This is a genomic window from Acinetobacter sp. AG3 (assembly GCF_022343575.1).
Taxonomy (GTDB): domain Bacteria; phylum Pseudomonadota; class Gammaproteobacteria; order Pseudomonadales; family Moraxellaceae; genus Acinetobacter; species Acinetobacter guillouiae.
On the sequence record NZ_JAKQZD010000001.1, the window covers coordinates 1,462,937 to 1,477,432 of the forward strand.

14 protein-coding genes and 1 pseudogene are annotated in these 14,496 nt (G+C 39.0%); 8 read left to right on the plus strand and 7 right to left on the minus strand.

The annotated features are described in order from the left end of the window. Nucleotides 1-8: 8 nt before the first annotated feature. The gene (locus L3V46_RS06755) at nucleotides 9-287 is read right to left on the minus strand and encodes a hypothetical protein (RefSeq protein WP_239045267.1); all 279 of its coding nucleotides are present in this window, start codon (nucleotides 285-287) and stop codon (nucleotides 9-11) included. Between the two features lie 66 nt (nucleotides 288-353). Further along, a complete protein-coding gene (locus tag L3V46_RS06760; RefSeq protein ID WP_239045268.1) occupies nucleotides 354-491 on the minus strand; it encodes a hypothetical protein in 138 nt (45 codons plus the stop codon). A 570-nt stretch (nucleotides 492-1,061) separates the two neighbouring features. Here L3V46_RS06760 and L3V46_RS06765 point away from each other — a divergent pair. The 4 genes and pseudogenes from L3V46_RS06765 to L3V46_RS06780 all read left to right on the plus strand — a co-directional run bounded on the left by L3V46_RS06765 (nucleotide 1,062) and on the right by L3V46_RS06780 (nucleotide 4,644). Beyond that, complete coding sequence (locus L3V46_RS06765; protein ID WP_239046759.1) at nucleotides 1,062-1,253, plus strand: hypothetical protein; 192 nt, start codon at nucleotides 1,062-1,064, stop codon at nucleotides 1,251-1,253. A 97-nt stretch (nucleotides 1,254-1,350) separates the two neighbouring features. Next, on the plus strand, nucleotides 1,351-2,400 hold the full coding sequence (locus tag L3V46_RS06770) for a DUF932 domain-containing protein (RefSeq protein WP_239045269.1): 1,050 nt from the start codon (nucleotides 1,351-1,353) through the stop codon (nucleotides 2,398-2,400). A gap of 223 nt (nucleotides 2,401-2,623) precedes the next feature. Beyond that, nucleotides 2,624-3,598: pseudogene (locus L3V46_RS06775) on the plus strand (lambda-exonuclease family protein); the annotation flags it as partial. Between the two features lie 146 nt (nucleotides 3,599-3,744). Continuing rightward, nucleotides 3,745-4,644, plus strand: a complete 900-nt coding sequence (locus L3V46_RS06780) for a hydrolase or metal-binding protein (protein ID WP_239046760.1) — start codon at nucleotides 3,745-3,747, stop codon at nucleotides 4,642-4,644. A gap of 103 nt (nucleotides 4,645-4,747) precedes the next feature. On the opposite strand, the gene L3V46_RS06785 is transcribed toward L3V46_RS06780, so the two are convergent. The 3 genes from L3V46_RS06785 to L3V46_RS06795 form a co-directional block, all read right to left on the minus strand. Then, entirely contained in the window at nucleotides 4,748-5,017 is a 270-nt protein-coding gene (locus L3V46_RS06785) for a hypothetical protein (protein ID WP_004722342.1), read from the minus strand. A 14-nt stretch (nucleotides 5,018-5,031) separates the two neighbouring features. After that, complete coding sequence (locus L3V46_RS06790) at nucleotides 5,032-5,913, minus strand: CopD family protein (protein WP_004722341.1); 882 nt, start codon at nucleotides 5,911-5,913, stop codon at nucleotides 5,032-5,034. Between the two features lie 67 nt (nucleotides 5,914-5,980). Beyond that, on the minus strand, nucleotides 5,981-6,361 hold the full coding sequence (locus tag L3V46_RS06795; protein WP_004823034.1) for a copper resistance protein CopC: 381 nt from the start codon (nucleotides 6,359-6,361) through the stop codon (nucleotides 5,981-5,983). A 281-nt stretch (nucleotides 6,362-6,642) separates the two neighbouring features. Here L3V46_RS06795 and L3V46_RS06800 point away from each other — a divergent pair, with 281 nt between their 5' ends. After that, on the plus strand, nucleotides 6,643-9,009 hold the full coding sequence (locus tag L3V46_RS06800; protein ID WP_239045271.1) for a heavy metal translocating P-type ATPase: 2,367 nt from the start codon (nucleotides 6,643-6,645) through the stop codon (nucleotides 9,007-9,009). A 78-nt stretch (nucleotides 9,010-9,087) separates the two neighbouring features. On the opposite strand, the gene L3V46_RS06805 is transcribed toward L3V46_RS06800, so the two are convergent. Then, entirely contained in the window at nucleotides 9,088-10,464 is a 1,377-nt protein-coding gene (locus tag L3V46_RS06805; RefSeq protein ID WP_004801537.1) for a heavy metal sensor histidine kinase, read from the minus strand. Next, nucleotides 10,454-11,137 carry a heavy metal response regulator transcription factor gene (locus L3V46_RS06810; protein ID WP_004722337.1) on the minus strand — a complete coding sequence of 228 codons (684 nt, stop codon included), beginning with the start codon at nucleotides 11,135-11,137 and terminating at the stop codon, nucleotides 10,454-10,456. The genes L3V46_RS06805 and L3V46_RS06810 overlap by 11 nt, the downstream gene beginning before the upstream one ends. Before the next feature lie 150 nt (nucleotides 11,138-11,287). Here L3V46_RS06810 and L3V46_RS06815 point away from each other — a divergent pair, with 150 nt between their 5' ends. The 3 genes from L3V46_RS06815 to L3V46_RS06825 all read left to right on the plus strand — a co-directional run bounded on the left by L3V46_RS06815 (nucleotide 11,288) and on the right by L3V46_RS06825 (nucleotide 14,451). Next, complete coding sequence (locus L3V46_RS06815; protein ID WP_002058521.1) at nucleotides 11,288-11,638, plus strand: hypothetical protein; 351 nt, start codon at nucleotides 11,288-11,290, stop codon at nucleotides 11,636-11,638. Between the two features lie 88 nt (nucleotides 11,639-11,726). Further along, entirely contained in the window at nucleotides 11,727-13,580 is a 1,854-nt protein-coding gene (locus tag L3V46_RS06820; RefSeq protein ID WP_239045272.1) for a copper resistance system multicopper oxidase, read from the plus strand. Then, on the plus strand, nucleotides 13,567-14,451 hold the full coding sequence (locus L3V46_RS06825; RefSeq protein ID WP_239045273.1) for a copper resistance protein B: 885 nt from the start codon (nucleotides 13,567-13,569) through the stop codon (nucleotides 14,449-14,451). The genes L3V46_RS06820 and L3V46_RS06825 overlap by 14 nt, the downstream gene beginning before the upstream one ends. Nucleotides 14,452-14,496 lie beyond the last annotated feature (45 nt).

Genomic DNA, 14,496 nt, shown 5'->3' on the forward strand with positions numbered 1-14,496 from the left:
TGTCTCTCCTAAGATGTTTGACAAGTTTGTGCAGCGCGATACATTTGTTCGCCAAAATCTTGCGGTAGATCAAGACGACTGACATTTTGTTGAGCCAGTTTCTCCATCACAGCAGGGGAATAATGCGCTTCGAGCTTGTCATAGACACAGGAACAGCTAGATCGATCGGTACCTCCCGATTGACAACCTGCCTTAAAGTCACGTTTAGATTTACTTTCACAACCTGTTAATACAACAGCCGTGAACAGTGCCAACCCAAGAATGGGCAGATGATAAAAAACAGACATGATGATTCTCGCCATAAATAGAGCATGAATGGTGTCTGACTTCAAAAGGCGTAGAAATGAAATGATTTACTGAGGAGGCTTGTTCCAGCCAGCCAGTTCAACCAATAGCCAAAACAGCAACATCATCAGCAAAAATCCAATGACAGCAGGTCCTAGCCAGATCAATACAGCGACGATTAAAATCAGACGTGCAATGATCTTCATTACCGAAGCAATGTAGAGATACGATTCGGCTGAGTGAGGCGAGATAAAATCGGAATAAAGCGCAGTGAAAAAAATAAAGAAACAGTCATGATTGACTCCTTGGAATTATAAGAAGTTCTACCAAATTACTGCTAAATAATGGTGGCAGAACGAAAGGGGGTTAGCAGACTGGGATCCAAGGAACCAGCACGCACGAGGCGTCCCCCTCCCGTTCTACCGCAAAGGGGGAACACGAGGGTTTCACGACATACAAAATTGATTTTATATATCGTGCTGGATCTGCGGTCTGCTAAAACCGACTGACGATGTAGGTCAGCACGCCCATGATAATGCCAAGCCCGATCAGGGTCAATTTCATTTGCCGACAAAGCTGTGATAACGAGCTAAAAATAATCAAAAAGAGAATGCAAATAATTTCAGATACATAACACCTGAATGAAGAACTGAATGAGATTTCCCTAATCGCTTAGGGGAATACACAAGAGATTCATTATTGACCATCAGGAGTTTTTTATGCCGTATCGAGATTTTGATCAAGAAGAAGAAGGGATATTTCCGCAACGAGGAACGATGAAGCCCATGATGCAAGGCTTAGGTTTGACTAATTCACCGACCACTTTAGCCCTACTGGGCATGTCACTGGCACGATCTTTGGGCTATTCGCCCTTTATTGGTGGAATCGCAGGCGCCATGTTGGGTGGTGTGATTTTGGTGATTGCCGAACAAACGCCAAATAACGCACGACCACCTTTTAGCAAATAGCATGTTCAGCAAGCATTCAACGTAATCACCACGATTGAAAAATCACATTCATTTTTAAATTCAAAAAATTCATTATCTTAAATTAGGACTATATTTTATGGCACATCTTATTGAACAAATGGCATATGTGGGTACAACCCCTTGGCATGGCTTGGGCAATCAGCTTTCTCAAAACCAACCGATTGAAGTCTGGGCACAACAGGCAGGCATGGATTGGCGGATCGAATCTTCCGATGTCAGCTATATGGCACAAAATCAACGAGGGCAAAGTATTATCATGCCTTATGAAGAACAACGTGTCTTATACCGTTCAGACACGCATGCGGCTTTATCTGTGGTCAGTCAACGTTATCAAGAAGTACAGCCTAAAGAAATTCTACATTTCTACAAAGATTTAACAGTGCAATCAGGCTTTGAATTGGAAACAGCAGGGGTACTCAAAGGCGGTAAGAAATTCTGGGCATTAGCCAAAACAGGACAAAGTACCGCACTGAAAGGCAAAGATGTTAGTAATGGTTATATTTTATTGGCAACCGCTTGCGATGGTACGCTTGCCACCACAGCACAATTCACTTCAATCAGAGTGGTGTGTAACAACACCTTAGCCATTGCATTGAAAGGACAGGATGCTAGTCGAGGTGTGGTCAAAGTACCCCACAGTACCAAGTTTGATGCCGATAAAATCAAACAGCAATTGGGCATTTCAGTGTGTGCATGGGATGAACATATGTATGAAATGAAACAGCTCAGTCAGCGTAAAGTCACCCAACAAGAAGCAGCGGCTTATTTCGATGCTGTGTTTAACAATACTACACTCAGCCCATCAGAACAGGATGAAGGCATCATTCAGTTCTATCGCAAAGTGGCTAACAACCCAGTTGAGTCAATTAAAGCGAATGTAACAAAAGCAGAACCGAACGGGCGTGCAATGTCGAAAGTGATGACCATGTTTAATGGTCATGGACGGGGCGCAGAGCTCTCCTCAGCCAAGGAAACGGCCTATGGCTTACTCTGTTCTATCACAGAATTTGCAGACCATGAGCGTCGCTCTATGAGTCGAGATCATCGACTGGATTCAGCATGGTTCGGAGCAGGAGCAGGCTTAAAACAGCGAGGATTAGAACAGGCGCTAAGGATGATTGTTTAAATTACTCCATAATTTAGCCTAAGTAATGTCACTTCAACAAAAGATTTAAATTGCATCCAAGCTACACCCTTAAAACCACATCCGATGATGTGGTTTTTTTATGCCCTTTATTTATCACCTTGATCTTAATCCTGATTAAAAATAGGAATTCAACATGAATACAGCCATATTAAAGCCATCTATTCAACAAGCCAGTCAAGCCTTTATTGCCCCAAAATTATTTACTGCAAAACGCTTCGTGGAGACCAAAAAACTCAGTCAAGCCGAATGGTTAGAAATACGCAGACAAGGCATCGGCAGTAGTGATTGTGCCGCAGCCTGTGGACTTAACCCCTATATGTCGATGCTCGAACTGTGGATGATTAAAACAGGACGTATTAAACAATCCATTGAAGATGAAAGTACAGGTCATGCACCTTTGTATTGGGGCAAGCAATTAGAGCCGCTCGTGGCTGAATACTACAGTATGCACACCAATTATAAAGTCCGCAGAGTCAATGCAGTACTGCAACATCCCGACCCTGACAAACATTTCATGTTAGCAAACTTAGATTATGCCGTGGTGGGTAGTGAAGAAGTTCAAATCTTGGAGTGCAAAACCGTAGGGGAATATGGCGCAAAACTATGGCGGGATGGCGTACCGCTTTATGTCCTCTGCCAAGTACAACATCAACTCGCAGTCACAGGTAAACAAGCCGCGCATATTTGTGCCTTGATCTGTGGGCATGAAACCAAAATCTATAAAGTGACTCGTAATGAAACTGTGATTCAGCACATCATTAATGCGGAACGTCATTTCTGGCAATGTGTCGAAACAGGTATTCCACCCAGTGTAGATGCTTCGGATTCAGCAGCTAAAGCCTTGCAACAACTTTATCCTGAACAGATTCCATTAACAGTAGAAGACCTGACCCAAAATGAACAAGCTAATTATTTGTTTAATCAGTTACTAGAGGAGCGACATAAAGTTGAACAACACCAGCAGTATTTTGATGAACTGAAACATCAACTACAAATGATGATGAAAGAAGCAGAGCGAGCGGTATTTACAGGTGGTTCAGTCACATGGAAGAAATCACAAGACTCAATCAGCCTAGACAGTAAATCATTGCTTAAACAGCATCCTGAATACCTACAGCAATTTCCCCAAACCAAAGCAGGAACACGACGCTTTCAGATTTATCCGAATGGTGGATAGGGCTGATACCCAAGTAACCCATTTCAATTTAACTAACACCCCAACCAACTGATCCCATACCCCAAACAAGTATGGGATTTTTTATGCCCAAAATTTATTTATCCAAATTTAAACGCCATTTCAACATCTATATAGAGTACATCATCATGATTAAAGGTTTAGCTATTACCCCACCTGTGTTGGGGCGTATCAGTATCGGCAAAATTGTCGAAAAGAATGGAAAACGTCTGCCTGAAAAAGATGATCAATTTACCATTACCAGCCAAATCCAAAATAAAGATGGGTGGGTCAAACATCCACTGGATGAGCAACTACGTGCCAAAGCGCCCAATCAGAACCAAAAGCTGAGAAGCATTCCAGTCCGCATGATCTTCAATGATCCTGAATTGAACTTACGGGCAGAGTACAGCTTATTTGACCGACAAACAGGACGTTTAATCTGCTCAGGCAATGGGGAAACCTGTCAGCGACTGGGGCAAAATGGCATTGAGCAACATCCATGCCCATCACCTGATTTATGCCCATTGGCACAAAGTGGTTTGTGTAAACCCTATGGCAGACTCTACGTCAACCTAGATGAATCGGATGAGTTTGGCACATTCATCTTTAGAACCACAGGCTTTAACAGCATCCGCACTTTGGCAGCACGACTGCGTTACTACCATGCTGCATCAGGTGATCTACTTTCATGTTTGCCTTTGCAACTGACTTTAAGAGGTAAAAGCACCACGCAAAGTTATCGTACCCCGATCTATTACGTGGACTTAACTTTACGTGATGGCATAAATCTGAAAGATGCGATTAGCTCAGCCAAACAGATGGATGAACAAAGCAAGGCAGCAGGGTTTTATCAGGAGGCTTTGGATCATGTGGCACGGCAGGGTTATGGTAATGCCTGCTTTGAGGTGGGAGGTGAAGAGGGTTTGGATATAGTGGAGGAGTTTTACAGCGTTGAATCTCAAACAGAGCATCAGCAAACGCATGATCTCACTCATGTTCAAGATATTCAGAAAGGCTTACAGCAGTCGGTTCAAGCTCTGAATTAAATACTGTTGGGGGCTAAGAAGCCCCCAACAGTAATATTGCTACTATTTTTTATTAAAAAATTTGAGCTACTTATTGAATCAATAAACATTACTTAAGTATCGTTTATTTGGAGGGCGGTAGTACGTTAGGCTTTTGTAACATTAATCCATTTATAACTTTTTGTTGTCTACTATCTTCATTACGTAGTTGTTTATCTTTAGAATGATGGTCTTTATTCTCTTCGACTTTGGTGTCGCCATGATTATGATCAGTGATATTACGTAATTCGGTATCATCTAAGGAGCGAATCGTTTTTGAAGTGCTAGGTTCAGCCCATGATGTCGTATTCAAAAAAATGAAAAATAATAAATTGTACTTCATCCATGAAGTCATAGCGTGATCCTTTTTTACTCAATACCGACTACAGTGGTGATATAACCAGTGGCTAAAAGAATTGATAGACCTAATGACATCTCAAATAAAATGGCATAGCCCAATTGTTTCGCAAATTTCGGGTCTTGTAAGCGAGGTGTGAAATACCATTTGTTAAAGGCTGCTAACAATAAAATACTTAGGACAAATAATATTTTAATAATAAATCCATGCCCATAAGGTGTATTGATTAGAGTATTAAAATCTTTAAAGAGTAATAAAGCAATACTAAGACCACAAGCGATGAGTATTCCTACAATAAAGGCTGCTATTTGCCCAAATAGATGCATACGTTCTTTAAGTGGTAAGCCATTAATTTTTTTGCTTGTTTTCCATAATGGATAAAGCGACCCCATCCATAAGGACATTACAAGTACATGTATTGATAACAAAGCTTGAGCGAATAAGGGTAAATTCGTGACGTGTCCGAGTTGTGAAAAACTTAAAACGATTGGTGTGAGCAGTATGGTAAAGATTGCTCCTTCAGTTTTGGAAATATCAATCGTCCCTTTACTAAGTTTGACTATCATAAATATGAGTAAAAGTGCAAAACTGATTGATCGAATGATATAGACATGTCCAGTAGGAGTATTGACTAGTATATTTATATAGTTGCTATCCCACATACCTGAAAGGCCAGTGTTGGCAAAACTTCCTATAAGAATGAAGAAGCCGAGAACACTTGAAAAAAGACCTAATCCTGTACCAATAGTTATGTATTTGAGAATAGTTCCCTTTATTTCAACATAACGTCCAAGTAAGAAATAGCAGAAAGCACCACCTATAATAAATGCAATCCCTAAATATAGAATGACTTTAACCAACCATGTTGCGTATATCCAAGTCTCAGGAATCATATTTCTCTCCCTTTATTATAGCAACATGCCAGCAAGCTGCTGGCATGTTGACTATTTTCACTCATTGTTATTTTGCCGATTTAATAGTGAAATTATATTCACCATTCATGTTATGGCCATCGGTACCCATTGTGGTCCAAACCACCGTATATTTTCCTTTTTTTAGTTTAGGAACCACTACGTCAAATGATTTTTTCATATCATGAGTTACTTGGTAGTTCAAAGGGATGTCCTTACGTTGGGCATCAAGTAACTTAACGTTCATTAGCATGACTTCTTCACCAAAATTGAGTGTTATGTTTTTTGGTTGACTTGCTACAGAAGCATTGATCGCAGGAATTGCACTTTCAAGTTTCACGTGTGCAAATGCACTTGAAGCAGCAACAATTAGTGTTGCACCTACGAGAGTGTTACGTAGAGCTGACATTTTATTTTGGAAAATTTTCATTACTTCATCCTCTTTAAACTAATCTTGGGCTCAGTAATGACCGAATGAAATGCATCAATTGGTTGCTTGGTCATCACCTTTCTCATGCTTATTATTAAAGGATGAGAGAAACATCCCGATGACTTCAAAATTACATTTTTGTCATTTTAAAAATTAAAAAACCACAAGTGATACACTGACTTTAAATAAAACAATGATCATTAAACAAACTAATAAGAGGGAGTCTATTTCCATCTTAATGAAATTATTAATTTAAAAAATTAAATATGAAGGAGGTTTTTATGGACCATCACCATCATGAAAACAAAGTACTCAATAACAGACTTACTGACCCTGTCTGTGGTATGGCCGTTACAGAAGCATCCAACTTTTCTGAAGAAGTTAAAAATAGAACTTTTTACTTTTGTAGTGAAAAATGCCACATAAAGTTTAAAAGTGATCCCCATTTTTATATTACTAAAGTTGAGAATGCAGTTACGTTAAAAGAACCACAAAAGAAGGATGGTGAGGATTCAAATGAAGTTAATCAGCCCGCTAATGTTAATACCTTCACGATATACACTTGTCCAATGCATCCTGAAATTAGACAGAACCATGCGGGAAACTGTCCGATCTGTGGCATGTCGTTAGAGCCTTTACTTCCTGACTTAGATGACGCTGATAAAAACCCAGAACTCAAGAATTTTAAGCATAGATTTTGGTGGACCTTACCGCTAACCATTATTGTGGTTTTCTTAGCAATGTTTGGACATCAGTTGAATTGGTTTGAAATGAAGGTGCAAAGCTGGATTGAACTGGTACTGACTTTACCAATTGTTTTGTGGGCAGGAATGCCATTTTTTGTGAGATGTTGGCAGTCAATCCTTAATCGGAGTCCAAATATGTGGACCTTGATTGGAATTGGTACAGGAGCTGCTTTTATATACAGCCTTGTTGGAACAATAGTACCTCAAGTATTTCCAGACTCATTTGTATCTATGGGGCGTGTTGCTGTGTATTTTGAGGCGACCGCAGCGATTATTTCTCTCACATTGTTAGGTCAAGTGCTAGAGTTAAAAGCACGTTCCCAAACTTCAGCGGCAATTAAATCCCTACTTGGGCTAGCACCTAAAACAGCAAGAAAAATCAGTGTTGATGGTATAGAAGAAGATATTCCACTATCTCATGTACACGTAGGCGATTTATTACGGATACGCCCCGGTGAAAAAGTTCCTGTTGATGGAGTCATTACAGAAGGTTCAAGCTCTGTAGATGAATCGATGTTAACTGGTGAACCTGTGCCAGTTACAAAACGTGTGGGTGATCAAGTCATTGGTGCAACAATGAACATGAATGGTTCATTGGTGATGCGATCAGAAAAAGTTGGATCATCAACCGTACTTTCTCAAATCGTGCAAATGGTTGCTCAGGCTCAACGTTCAAAAGCACCTATGCAGCGGATGGCGGATCATGTTGCAGGACGATTTGTTATGGGGGTTATAGGTATTGCTGTTCTAACTTTTTTGGGGTGGGGGCTATTCGGACCTGAACCTAGTTGGGTTTATGGATTAATCAATGCAGTAGCTGTTTTAATCATCGCATGCCCATGTGCTTTGGGATTAGCTACGCCAATGTCAATTATGGTAGCAACAGGGCGAGGTGCATCAAATGGAGTACTTTTTCGAGACGCTGCCGCAATAGAGAATCTACGTAAAATTGATACATTGATTATTGATAAAACAGGAACTTTGACAGAAGGACAACCATCATTCAATAAAGTAGTAGCCACTTCAGGATATGAAAAGAATGAAGTCCTCCGTTTAGCTGCGAGTTTAGATCAGGGCAGTGAGCATCCTTTAGCAAATGCAATTGTACGTGCCGCCCGTGAGCGAAATCTTACTTTAAGTAAACCTACTTCATTTGAATCAGGTTCAGGTATTGGTGTTAATGGAGAGATAAACGGACAAAAATTAGCTCTAGGTAATACGGCACTGATGAAGCAATTAGGGATATCTGTTAACACTCTTATTCCACAAGCAGAGGTATTAAGAGCTGAAGGTGCCAGTGTTATGTATTTGGCAGCCGATGGAAAACTGCTAGGTCTTCTGGCAGTTTCAGATCCAATCAAAGCAAGCACTCCAGAGGCCCTTTTATCGTTGGAAGACTCAGGTTTAAGAATCATCATGGCAACAGGTGATGGGCTAACTACAGCAAAATCAGTTGGGGCTAAGTTAGGAATTAGTGAGGTTTATGGTGAGGTTAAACCTGCTGATAAATTAGATTTGGTCACAAAATTGCAAAAAGAAGGGAGAATTGTTGCTATGGCTGGTGATGGAATTAATGATGCACCAGCCTTGGCTCAAGCTGATATTGGAATCGCAATGGGCACGGGTACTGATGTAGCAATGAATAGTGCCCAAGTTACATTAGTAAAAGGTGACTTACGTGGTATTGAAATTGCTCGTTCTTTATCAGAGGCAACTGTTAAAAATATGAAACAAAACTTGATGTTTGCTTTCCTCTATAATGGATTAGGTATCCCTTTGGCTGCTGGTGTACTGTATCCATTTACTGGCTGGTTACTCTCGCCTATGATTGCTGCATTAGCAATGAGCCTAAGCTCAGCATCGGTAATTGGTAATGCCTTACGATTACGTCATCAAAAATAATCACGACTTACCACTCATTAGCGTAAGTTAATGAGTGGTAAGCATCATTAGAATGAGTGCTTAATAACCGAGATATCACTAATTTTTAAAGATAATTTTAAAAGAAATATGTCCCTCGTTATAAGTCGCTTGAATGGAAGCTCCATGCACATCAAGAATAGATTTGGTAATTGCTAAACCAAGGCCAGTACCTTCTTCAACTCTCTGTCTAGATACATCTGTTCGATAAAAACGATCGAATAACCGATTAAGTTGTTCTGATGATAGTGGGGAGCTTTCATTTTCAATGATGAATGTTGTTGTATCAAAGTTTTGTTGGCATGTGATTTTGATGACCGAATCTGATTTGCCATATTTAATTGCATTCGATAACAAATTACTTAAAGCGCGGCGTAGCATTAAAGGATCACCTTTTATACTACCTGAACCACTCTGTTCGAGTGACATTCCCTTTTCAGCAGCGATAGCATCATAAAAATCAAATAATGCTGAAACTTCTTTAACTAAATTAACCTGTTGTAGGTTAGGTAAATGTAGACCATGTTCTGCTTTTGCCAAAAATAGCATATCAGAGACCATGCGAGCTAAATGCTCAAACTCTTCTAAATTTGAAAATAGAACTTCCTGATAAGTATTAATATTTCGACTACGAGATAAACATACTTGAGTTTGAGTCATCAAATTGTTAATAGGTGTTCTTATTTCATGAGCAAGATCAGATGAAAAATCTGAAAGTTTTTCTACTGCGGCTTCTAGCCGATCTAACATATCATTAAAAGCGACAGCCAGTGATTTAAGTTCGGTTGGAGTATTTTCGACTTCTAAACGTTCAGAAAGATGTTGGGCTGAGATACCCTCTGCTACTTTTGCCATTTGTTGTACTGGACGTAGCCCTCGCCATGCTGCGAACCACCCTAAGAACATTAAACAAATTGTACCCACAAATCCAATGTATAAAAGTTGACGTCTAAAGTCATTTAAGAAATGTAGATGCTCAGAGGTATCGATTCCAACAATAATCTGAGCTGATATAAACGAGTCATTATGATCAAAAGTCTTTTTATAAATTAAGCCACGATAAGTCTTATTTTTAATTTTCCATTCAAGCCATGGATCTTGTTTTGATTTGTTGAGTGCTTGGGGATGAATTACTGATGGTGCTGAGCTAAAAATAACTTGACCTGTTGGACGTTCAATCTGAACAATCAGATCGTGATGTCCAATTAAGGCATCTTTTAAATATAAATTTAGTTCTTGAGAGTTAGATGGGTTCTGTTCAAGTAGATTCTCTATAAGTTGAATTTTGCCTTCTAATTGAGTTCGGTCTTGAGCTTCAAAATGATGCATTACGAGCTTGTGAATAACCAACCCCATAATCATTAAGATGATAACAGTAGAAAGAGAAAAGATGATTGCTATACGAAAGCTGATTGCATTAAACAATTTACGAGTCATCTTCTACCTCTAAAACATACCCCATTCCACGTATGTTCTGTATCAGCTTTGGGCTAAAATTACTGTCAATTTTACTGCGCAAACGTTTGATAGCGACTTCTACAACGTTGGTATCACTATCAAAATTCATGTCCCATATTTGAGAGGCAATGAGCGTACGAGGTAATATCTCACCACGTCTACGCATAAATAATTCCATCAGCGCGAATTCTTTAGCTGTTAAGTCAATACGTTGCCCAGCGCGAGTGACGCGGCGTTTACGAAGATCAAGTTCAAGATCAGCAATTGTAATAAGGTTACTATCTTCTTTTTGTTGTCCCCGTCGGAGTAAGCTTTTAATTCGTGCTAATAACTCAGCAAAAGCAAAAGGCTTGACTAGATAATCATCAGCACCTAAATCCAAGCCTTTCACACGATCTTCAATTTGATCACGTGCTGAAAGAAAAAGAATAGGCATAGTTTTGCCACTTTTTCGGATATCATAAATGATATCCCAACCATCTAGCTTTGGAAGCATCACATCTAAAATGATGAGGTCATATTCTTCGGAAAGCGCTTGATGTTTACCAGATAATCCATCCGTTACCCAATCCGTTATATACCCAGCTTCAGATAGACCTTGTTTAAGGTAGTCACCGGTTTTTTGTTCATCTTCAACTAGTAAGATTCTCATTGATAAAAATCCCATATCACTCATTAAGAACATAATAACGTTATAAATACGTGATTCGTTGTAGATTACAAAAATGTCATTTTCATGTCACATAGATGTTTAGTGAAGGCCTTTAAGGTATTTACATAAAGTTAATTTTTGGAGCAAAACATGAAAACTCTATTCCGTCGTAGCTTAACTACACTTATGTGTATTGGAACTTTAATTGCAGGAACTCAGTCTTGGGCAGCCGATGCTAAACAGGGAACCACTGTAGTCACTGAAACTAAAGCGGACTCAAAAATGTCAGAGAAATGCCAAAAACCTTGTAATATGAAGAATGATGAGAAAACCCAACAGGATCATAGTCAGCATGAGCATGGCAATATGGCTGATATGTCTCAGATGGATCACTCTAAGATGATGAATATGGATCAGTCTAAAATGGGTAATATGGATCATTCAAATATGATGAACATGGACCACTCAAAGATGAACATGTCAAATACATCAAATAAATAACAAATACGATAAATGAAAGATTGGGGAGATTAAAGCGAATAATTGGTTTGCTTGAGCTCCCCATCTTTATATTAGATAGGTGAAATAAATGTCTAAAAAATTAAGTCATGTCCTTTTAATAGGAGTAGGTTTATTTTCATCAACTTGGGTTGTGGCAGCGGTTAAAGAATATGATTTAACAATCGCTGAGCAAACGGTGAATATCACAGGTAAGCCTTTAAAACGAATTACGGTCAACGGGAAATTTGTTGCACCTCTTCTTGAATTTGAGGAAGGTGATGATGCTATTATTCGTGTCCATAACAAGCTAAAAAAACAAGATTCTTCTATTCATTGGCATGGTTTAATTTTACCGGGCATCATGGATGGCGTACCCGGATTTAATCAGTTTGATGGTATTGCCCCTAGTAAGACCTATGAATATAAGTTTAAGGTACGCCAAAATGGTACCTATTGGTATCATTCGCATAGTAAAGGTCAAGAGCAAGAGGGCTTGTATGGTCCGTTAGTCATTTACCCAAAAAATAGGACACCTTTAACTGTAGCTGAGAAAACAGATAAGGATTATGTTGTATTGCTCTCAGATTTTCATGATTCAACTAGTGATAAAATCATGAATAATCTAAAGAAAGAAGCTGACTATTATCAGAACCGTCGTGAAACTGTTTTTGATGTTTTTAAACAAATTAAAAAAGATGGTTTAAAAGCAACATGGCAAGACCGTTCGATGTGGAACCAGATGCGAATGCTCAAGACTGATATGTCTGATGTGACAAAATATACTTTTTTGATGAATGGTAAGACTCCAGAACAAAATTGGACTGGTAATTTTAAGACGGGTGAAAAAGTACGTCTTCGGTTTATTAATGCCTCAGCAATGTCATTCTTTGACGTCAGAATCCCTAACTTGAAAATGACGGTAGTCAGTGCAGATGGGCAACCAGTGAAACCTGTTCCGGTTGATGAATTCAGAATAGGAACGGCTGAAACGTATGATGTTATTGTAGAACCCAAACAATCAAATTATCAAATTGAAGCAGAATCAATTGATAGGAGTGGTTTTTCAGTTGGTTCATTACATGATGAAAATACTCCTCCAATAAATCAAATCAAAATGCCGAAGTCACGTCCTCGTTCTTTATTAACTATGGAAGATATGGGGATGATGGGGCATGATATGTCTTCTATGGCGGGCATGAACCACGATATGTCGTCTATGACAGGTAGTTCCAATGATCAATCTATGTCAGGCATGAACCATGACATGTCTTCAATGAAAGGTATGGATCACGATATGTCATCTATGACAGGTAGTTCTAATGATCAATCTATGTCAGATATGAACCATACCATGCAAATGACTACATCTAATGCATCTACACAAGAAAAGAATGATGATGTTGTATATGGTTGGGCGAATGCTTCAACACCCGTTGGTCAAAAAGCACTCCAGTATAGTGACTTACAATCTCTAAATCCTCAACCAGATACTCGTGCCCCTGAACGTGAAATGGAAATCCGTCTTGGTGGGAATATGGAGCGCTATATTTGGACAATTAATGGTAAGAAGTTTAATGAGACAGAACCATTCAAAGTGAAATACGGGGAACGTATACGCTTAAAATTTGTGAATGACAGTATGATGGCTCACCCAATGCACTTGCACGGTATGTTTATGCAGCTTGAAAATGGTCAAGATCCAAGTAATATGCCAAATAAACACACGATCATTGTGCCACCGGGGAAAACAGTTACAACTTTACTTACTGCTGATGAATTGGGTGAATGGGCTATCCACTGCCATTTGTTATATCACATGGCAGCTGGAATGATGAACAAACTCATTGTGGCAAATGTAGATAGCAATGATGATGATACGAAAAGTATCGTTGCCCAACCTCAAACTAGCCATGAGGGAGTGAATCAACATGCACATCACTAAACAGTTATATTCAAAAACAATTTTATCTGTTGCTTTAATTGGCTTAGCGGGTATGGCATTTGCGAATGATAATTCGACTGAAAATCTAAATAAGAGTACGTCAAGTATGAGTGTGCTTTTACGCGAATCAGGCGGATTAGGCTATGTTGAACGTAATACTGATCAAAAGTCTTCAAACAGCAAAGGGTCTGAAACTTTAGCTTTTAGCCAAAATCATATGAACGAGCATGGTGGGCAAATTTATCAGACAACTAAATTTTCCAATGAGTGGATAGTTAATAAAGATGGTAAGGGCAGCTTAGGTTCGAGTTTCGAAGCATTGATTGGAACAGATGAAAATCGAATGTTTGTTGAAGCTAATATGAATAAAGCGGAGAGTAATGATCCCAAATATGATGTATCAGCTCTTTACAGTAGAAATGTTGCACCATTTTGGGATGTACAAGCTGGGGTAAGGTATAGTGAGGACAAAAATAACCGTAATAGTAATCGCATTGATGGCGTTATTGGATTATTAGGCCTTGCACCTTATTTCTTTGAGACAAAAGCCTACCTTTATGGTGGTGAAAATAATTTTTGGGGAGCCAGTTTTGAGTTTGATCGAGATCTATTACTCACTCAAAAGCTAATTACTCAGCCATATATTGCAGCAGATATTGTGTTTAATGATAATTCTGATTTTGCTACAAAGTCAGGTTTGTCTGAGTTAAAGACAGGTCTAAAAACTCGTTACGAGATTAATAAGCGTATAAGACCATTTGTTGATGTCGCTTATCAATATGAAAAAGGACAGAAATTAACAACTTTTCAAGAAGCTACAAATTCTGAAAAGGGGTGGTTATACGGGGCAGGTATTGAATTAGTTTTCTAAATATTTTATTAAGAATGAATAATGGTGATATTCCATTATTCATTC

What these genes read in the sequence shown, in the direction of transcription:
- L3V46_RS06825 (WP_239045273.1), top strand. Translation starts at nt 13,567, where the DNA reads ATGCACATCACTAAACAGTTATATTCAAAAACAATTTTATCTGTTGCT.
- L3V46_RS06790 (WP_004722341.1), bottom strand. Translation starts at nt 5,913, where the DNA reads ATGATTCCTGAGACTTGGATATACGCAACATGGTTGGTTAAAGTCATT.
- L3V46_RS06820 (WP_239045272.1), top strand. Translation starts at nt 11,727, where the DNA reads ATGTCTAAAAAATTAAGTCATGTCCTTTTAATAGGAGTAGGTTTATTT.
- L3V46_RS06805 (WP_004801537.1), bottom strand. Translation starts at nt 10,464, where the DNA reads ATGACTCGTAAATTGTTTAATGCAATCAGCTTTCGTATAGCAATCATC.
- L3V46_RS06815 (WP_002058521.1), top strand. Translation starts at nt 11,288, where the DNA reads ATGAAAACTCTATTCCGTCGTAGCTTAACTACACTTATGTGTATTGGA.
- L3V46_RS06755 (WP_239045267.1), bottom strand. Translation starts at nt 287, where the DNA reads ATGTCTGTTTTTTATCATCTGCCCATTCTTGGGTTGGCACTGTTCACG.
- L3V46_RS06780 (WP_239046760.1), top strand. Translation starts at nt 3,745, where the DNA reads ATGATTAAAGGTTTAGCTATTACCCCACCTGTGTTGGGGCGTATCAGT.
- L3V46_RS06785 (WP_004722342.1), bottom strand. Translation starts at nt 5,017, where the DNA reads ATGACTTCATGGATGAAGTACAATTTATTATTTTTCATTTTTTTGAAT.
- L3V46_RS06760 (WP_239045268.1), bottom strand. Translation starts at nt 491, where the DNA reads ATGAAGATCATTGCACGTCTGATTTTAATCGTCGCTGTATTGATCTGG.
- L3V46_RS06795 (WP_004823034.1), bottom strand. Translation starts at nt 6,361, where the DNA reads ATGAAAATTTTCCAAAATAAAATGTCAGCTCTACGTAACACTCTCGTA.
- L3V46_RS06810 (WP_004722337.1), bottom strand. Translation starts at nt 11,137, where the DNA reads ATGAGAATCTTACTAGTTGAAGATGAACAAAAAACCGGTGACTACCTT.
- L3V46_RS06800 (WP_239045271.1), top strand. Translation starts at nt 6,643, where the DNA reads ATGGACCATCACCATCATGAAAACAAAGTACTCAATAACAGACTTACT.
- L3V46_RS06765 (WP_239046759.1), top strand. Translation starts at nt 1,062, where the DNA reads ATGAAGCCCATGATGCAAGGCTTAGGTTTGACTAATTCACCGACCACT.
- L3V46_RS06770 (WP_239045269.1), top strand. Translation starts at nt 1,351, where the DNA reads ATGGCACATCTTATTGAACAAATGGCATATGTGGGTACAACCCCTTGG.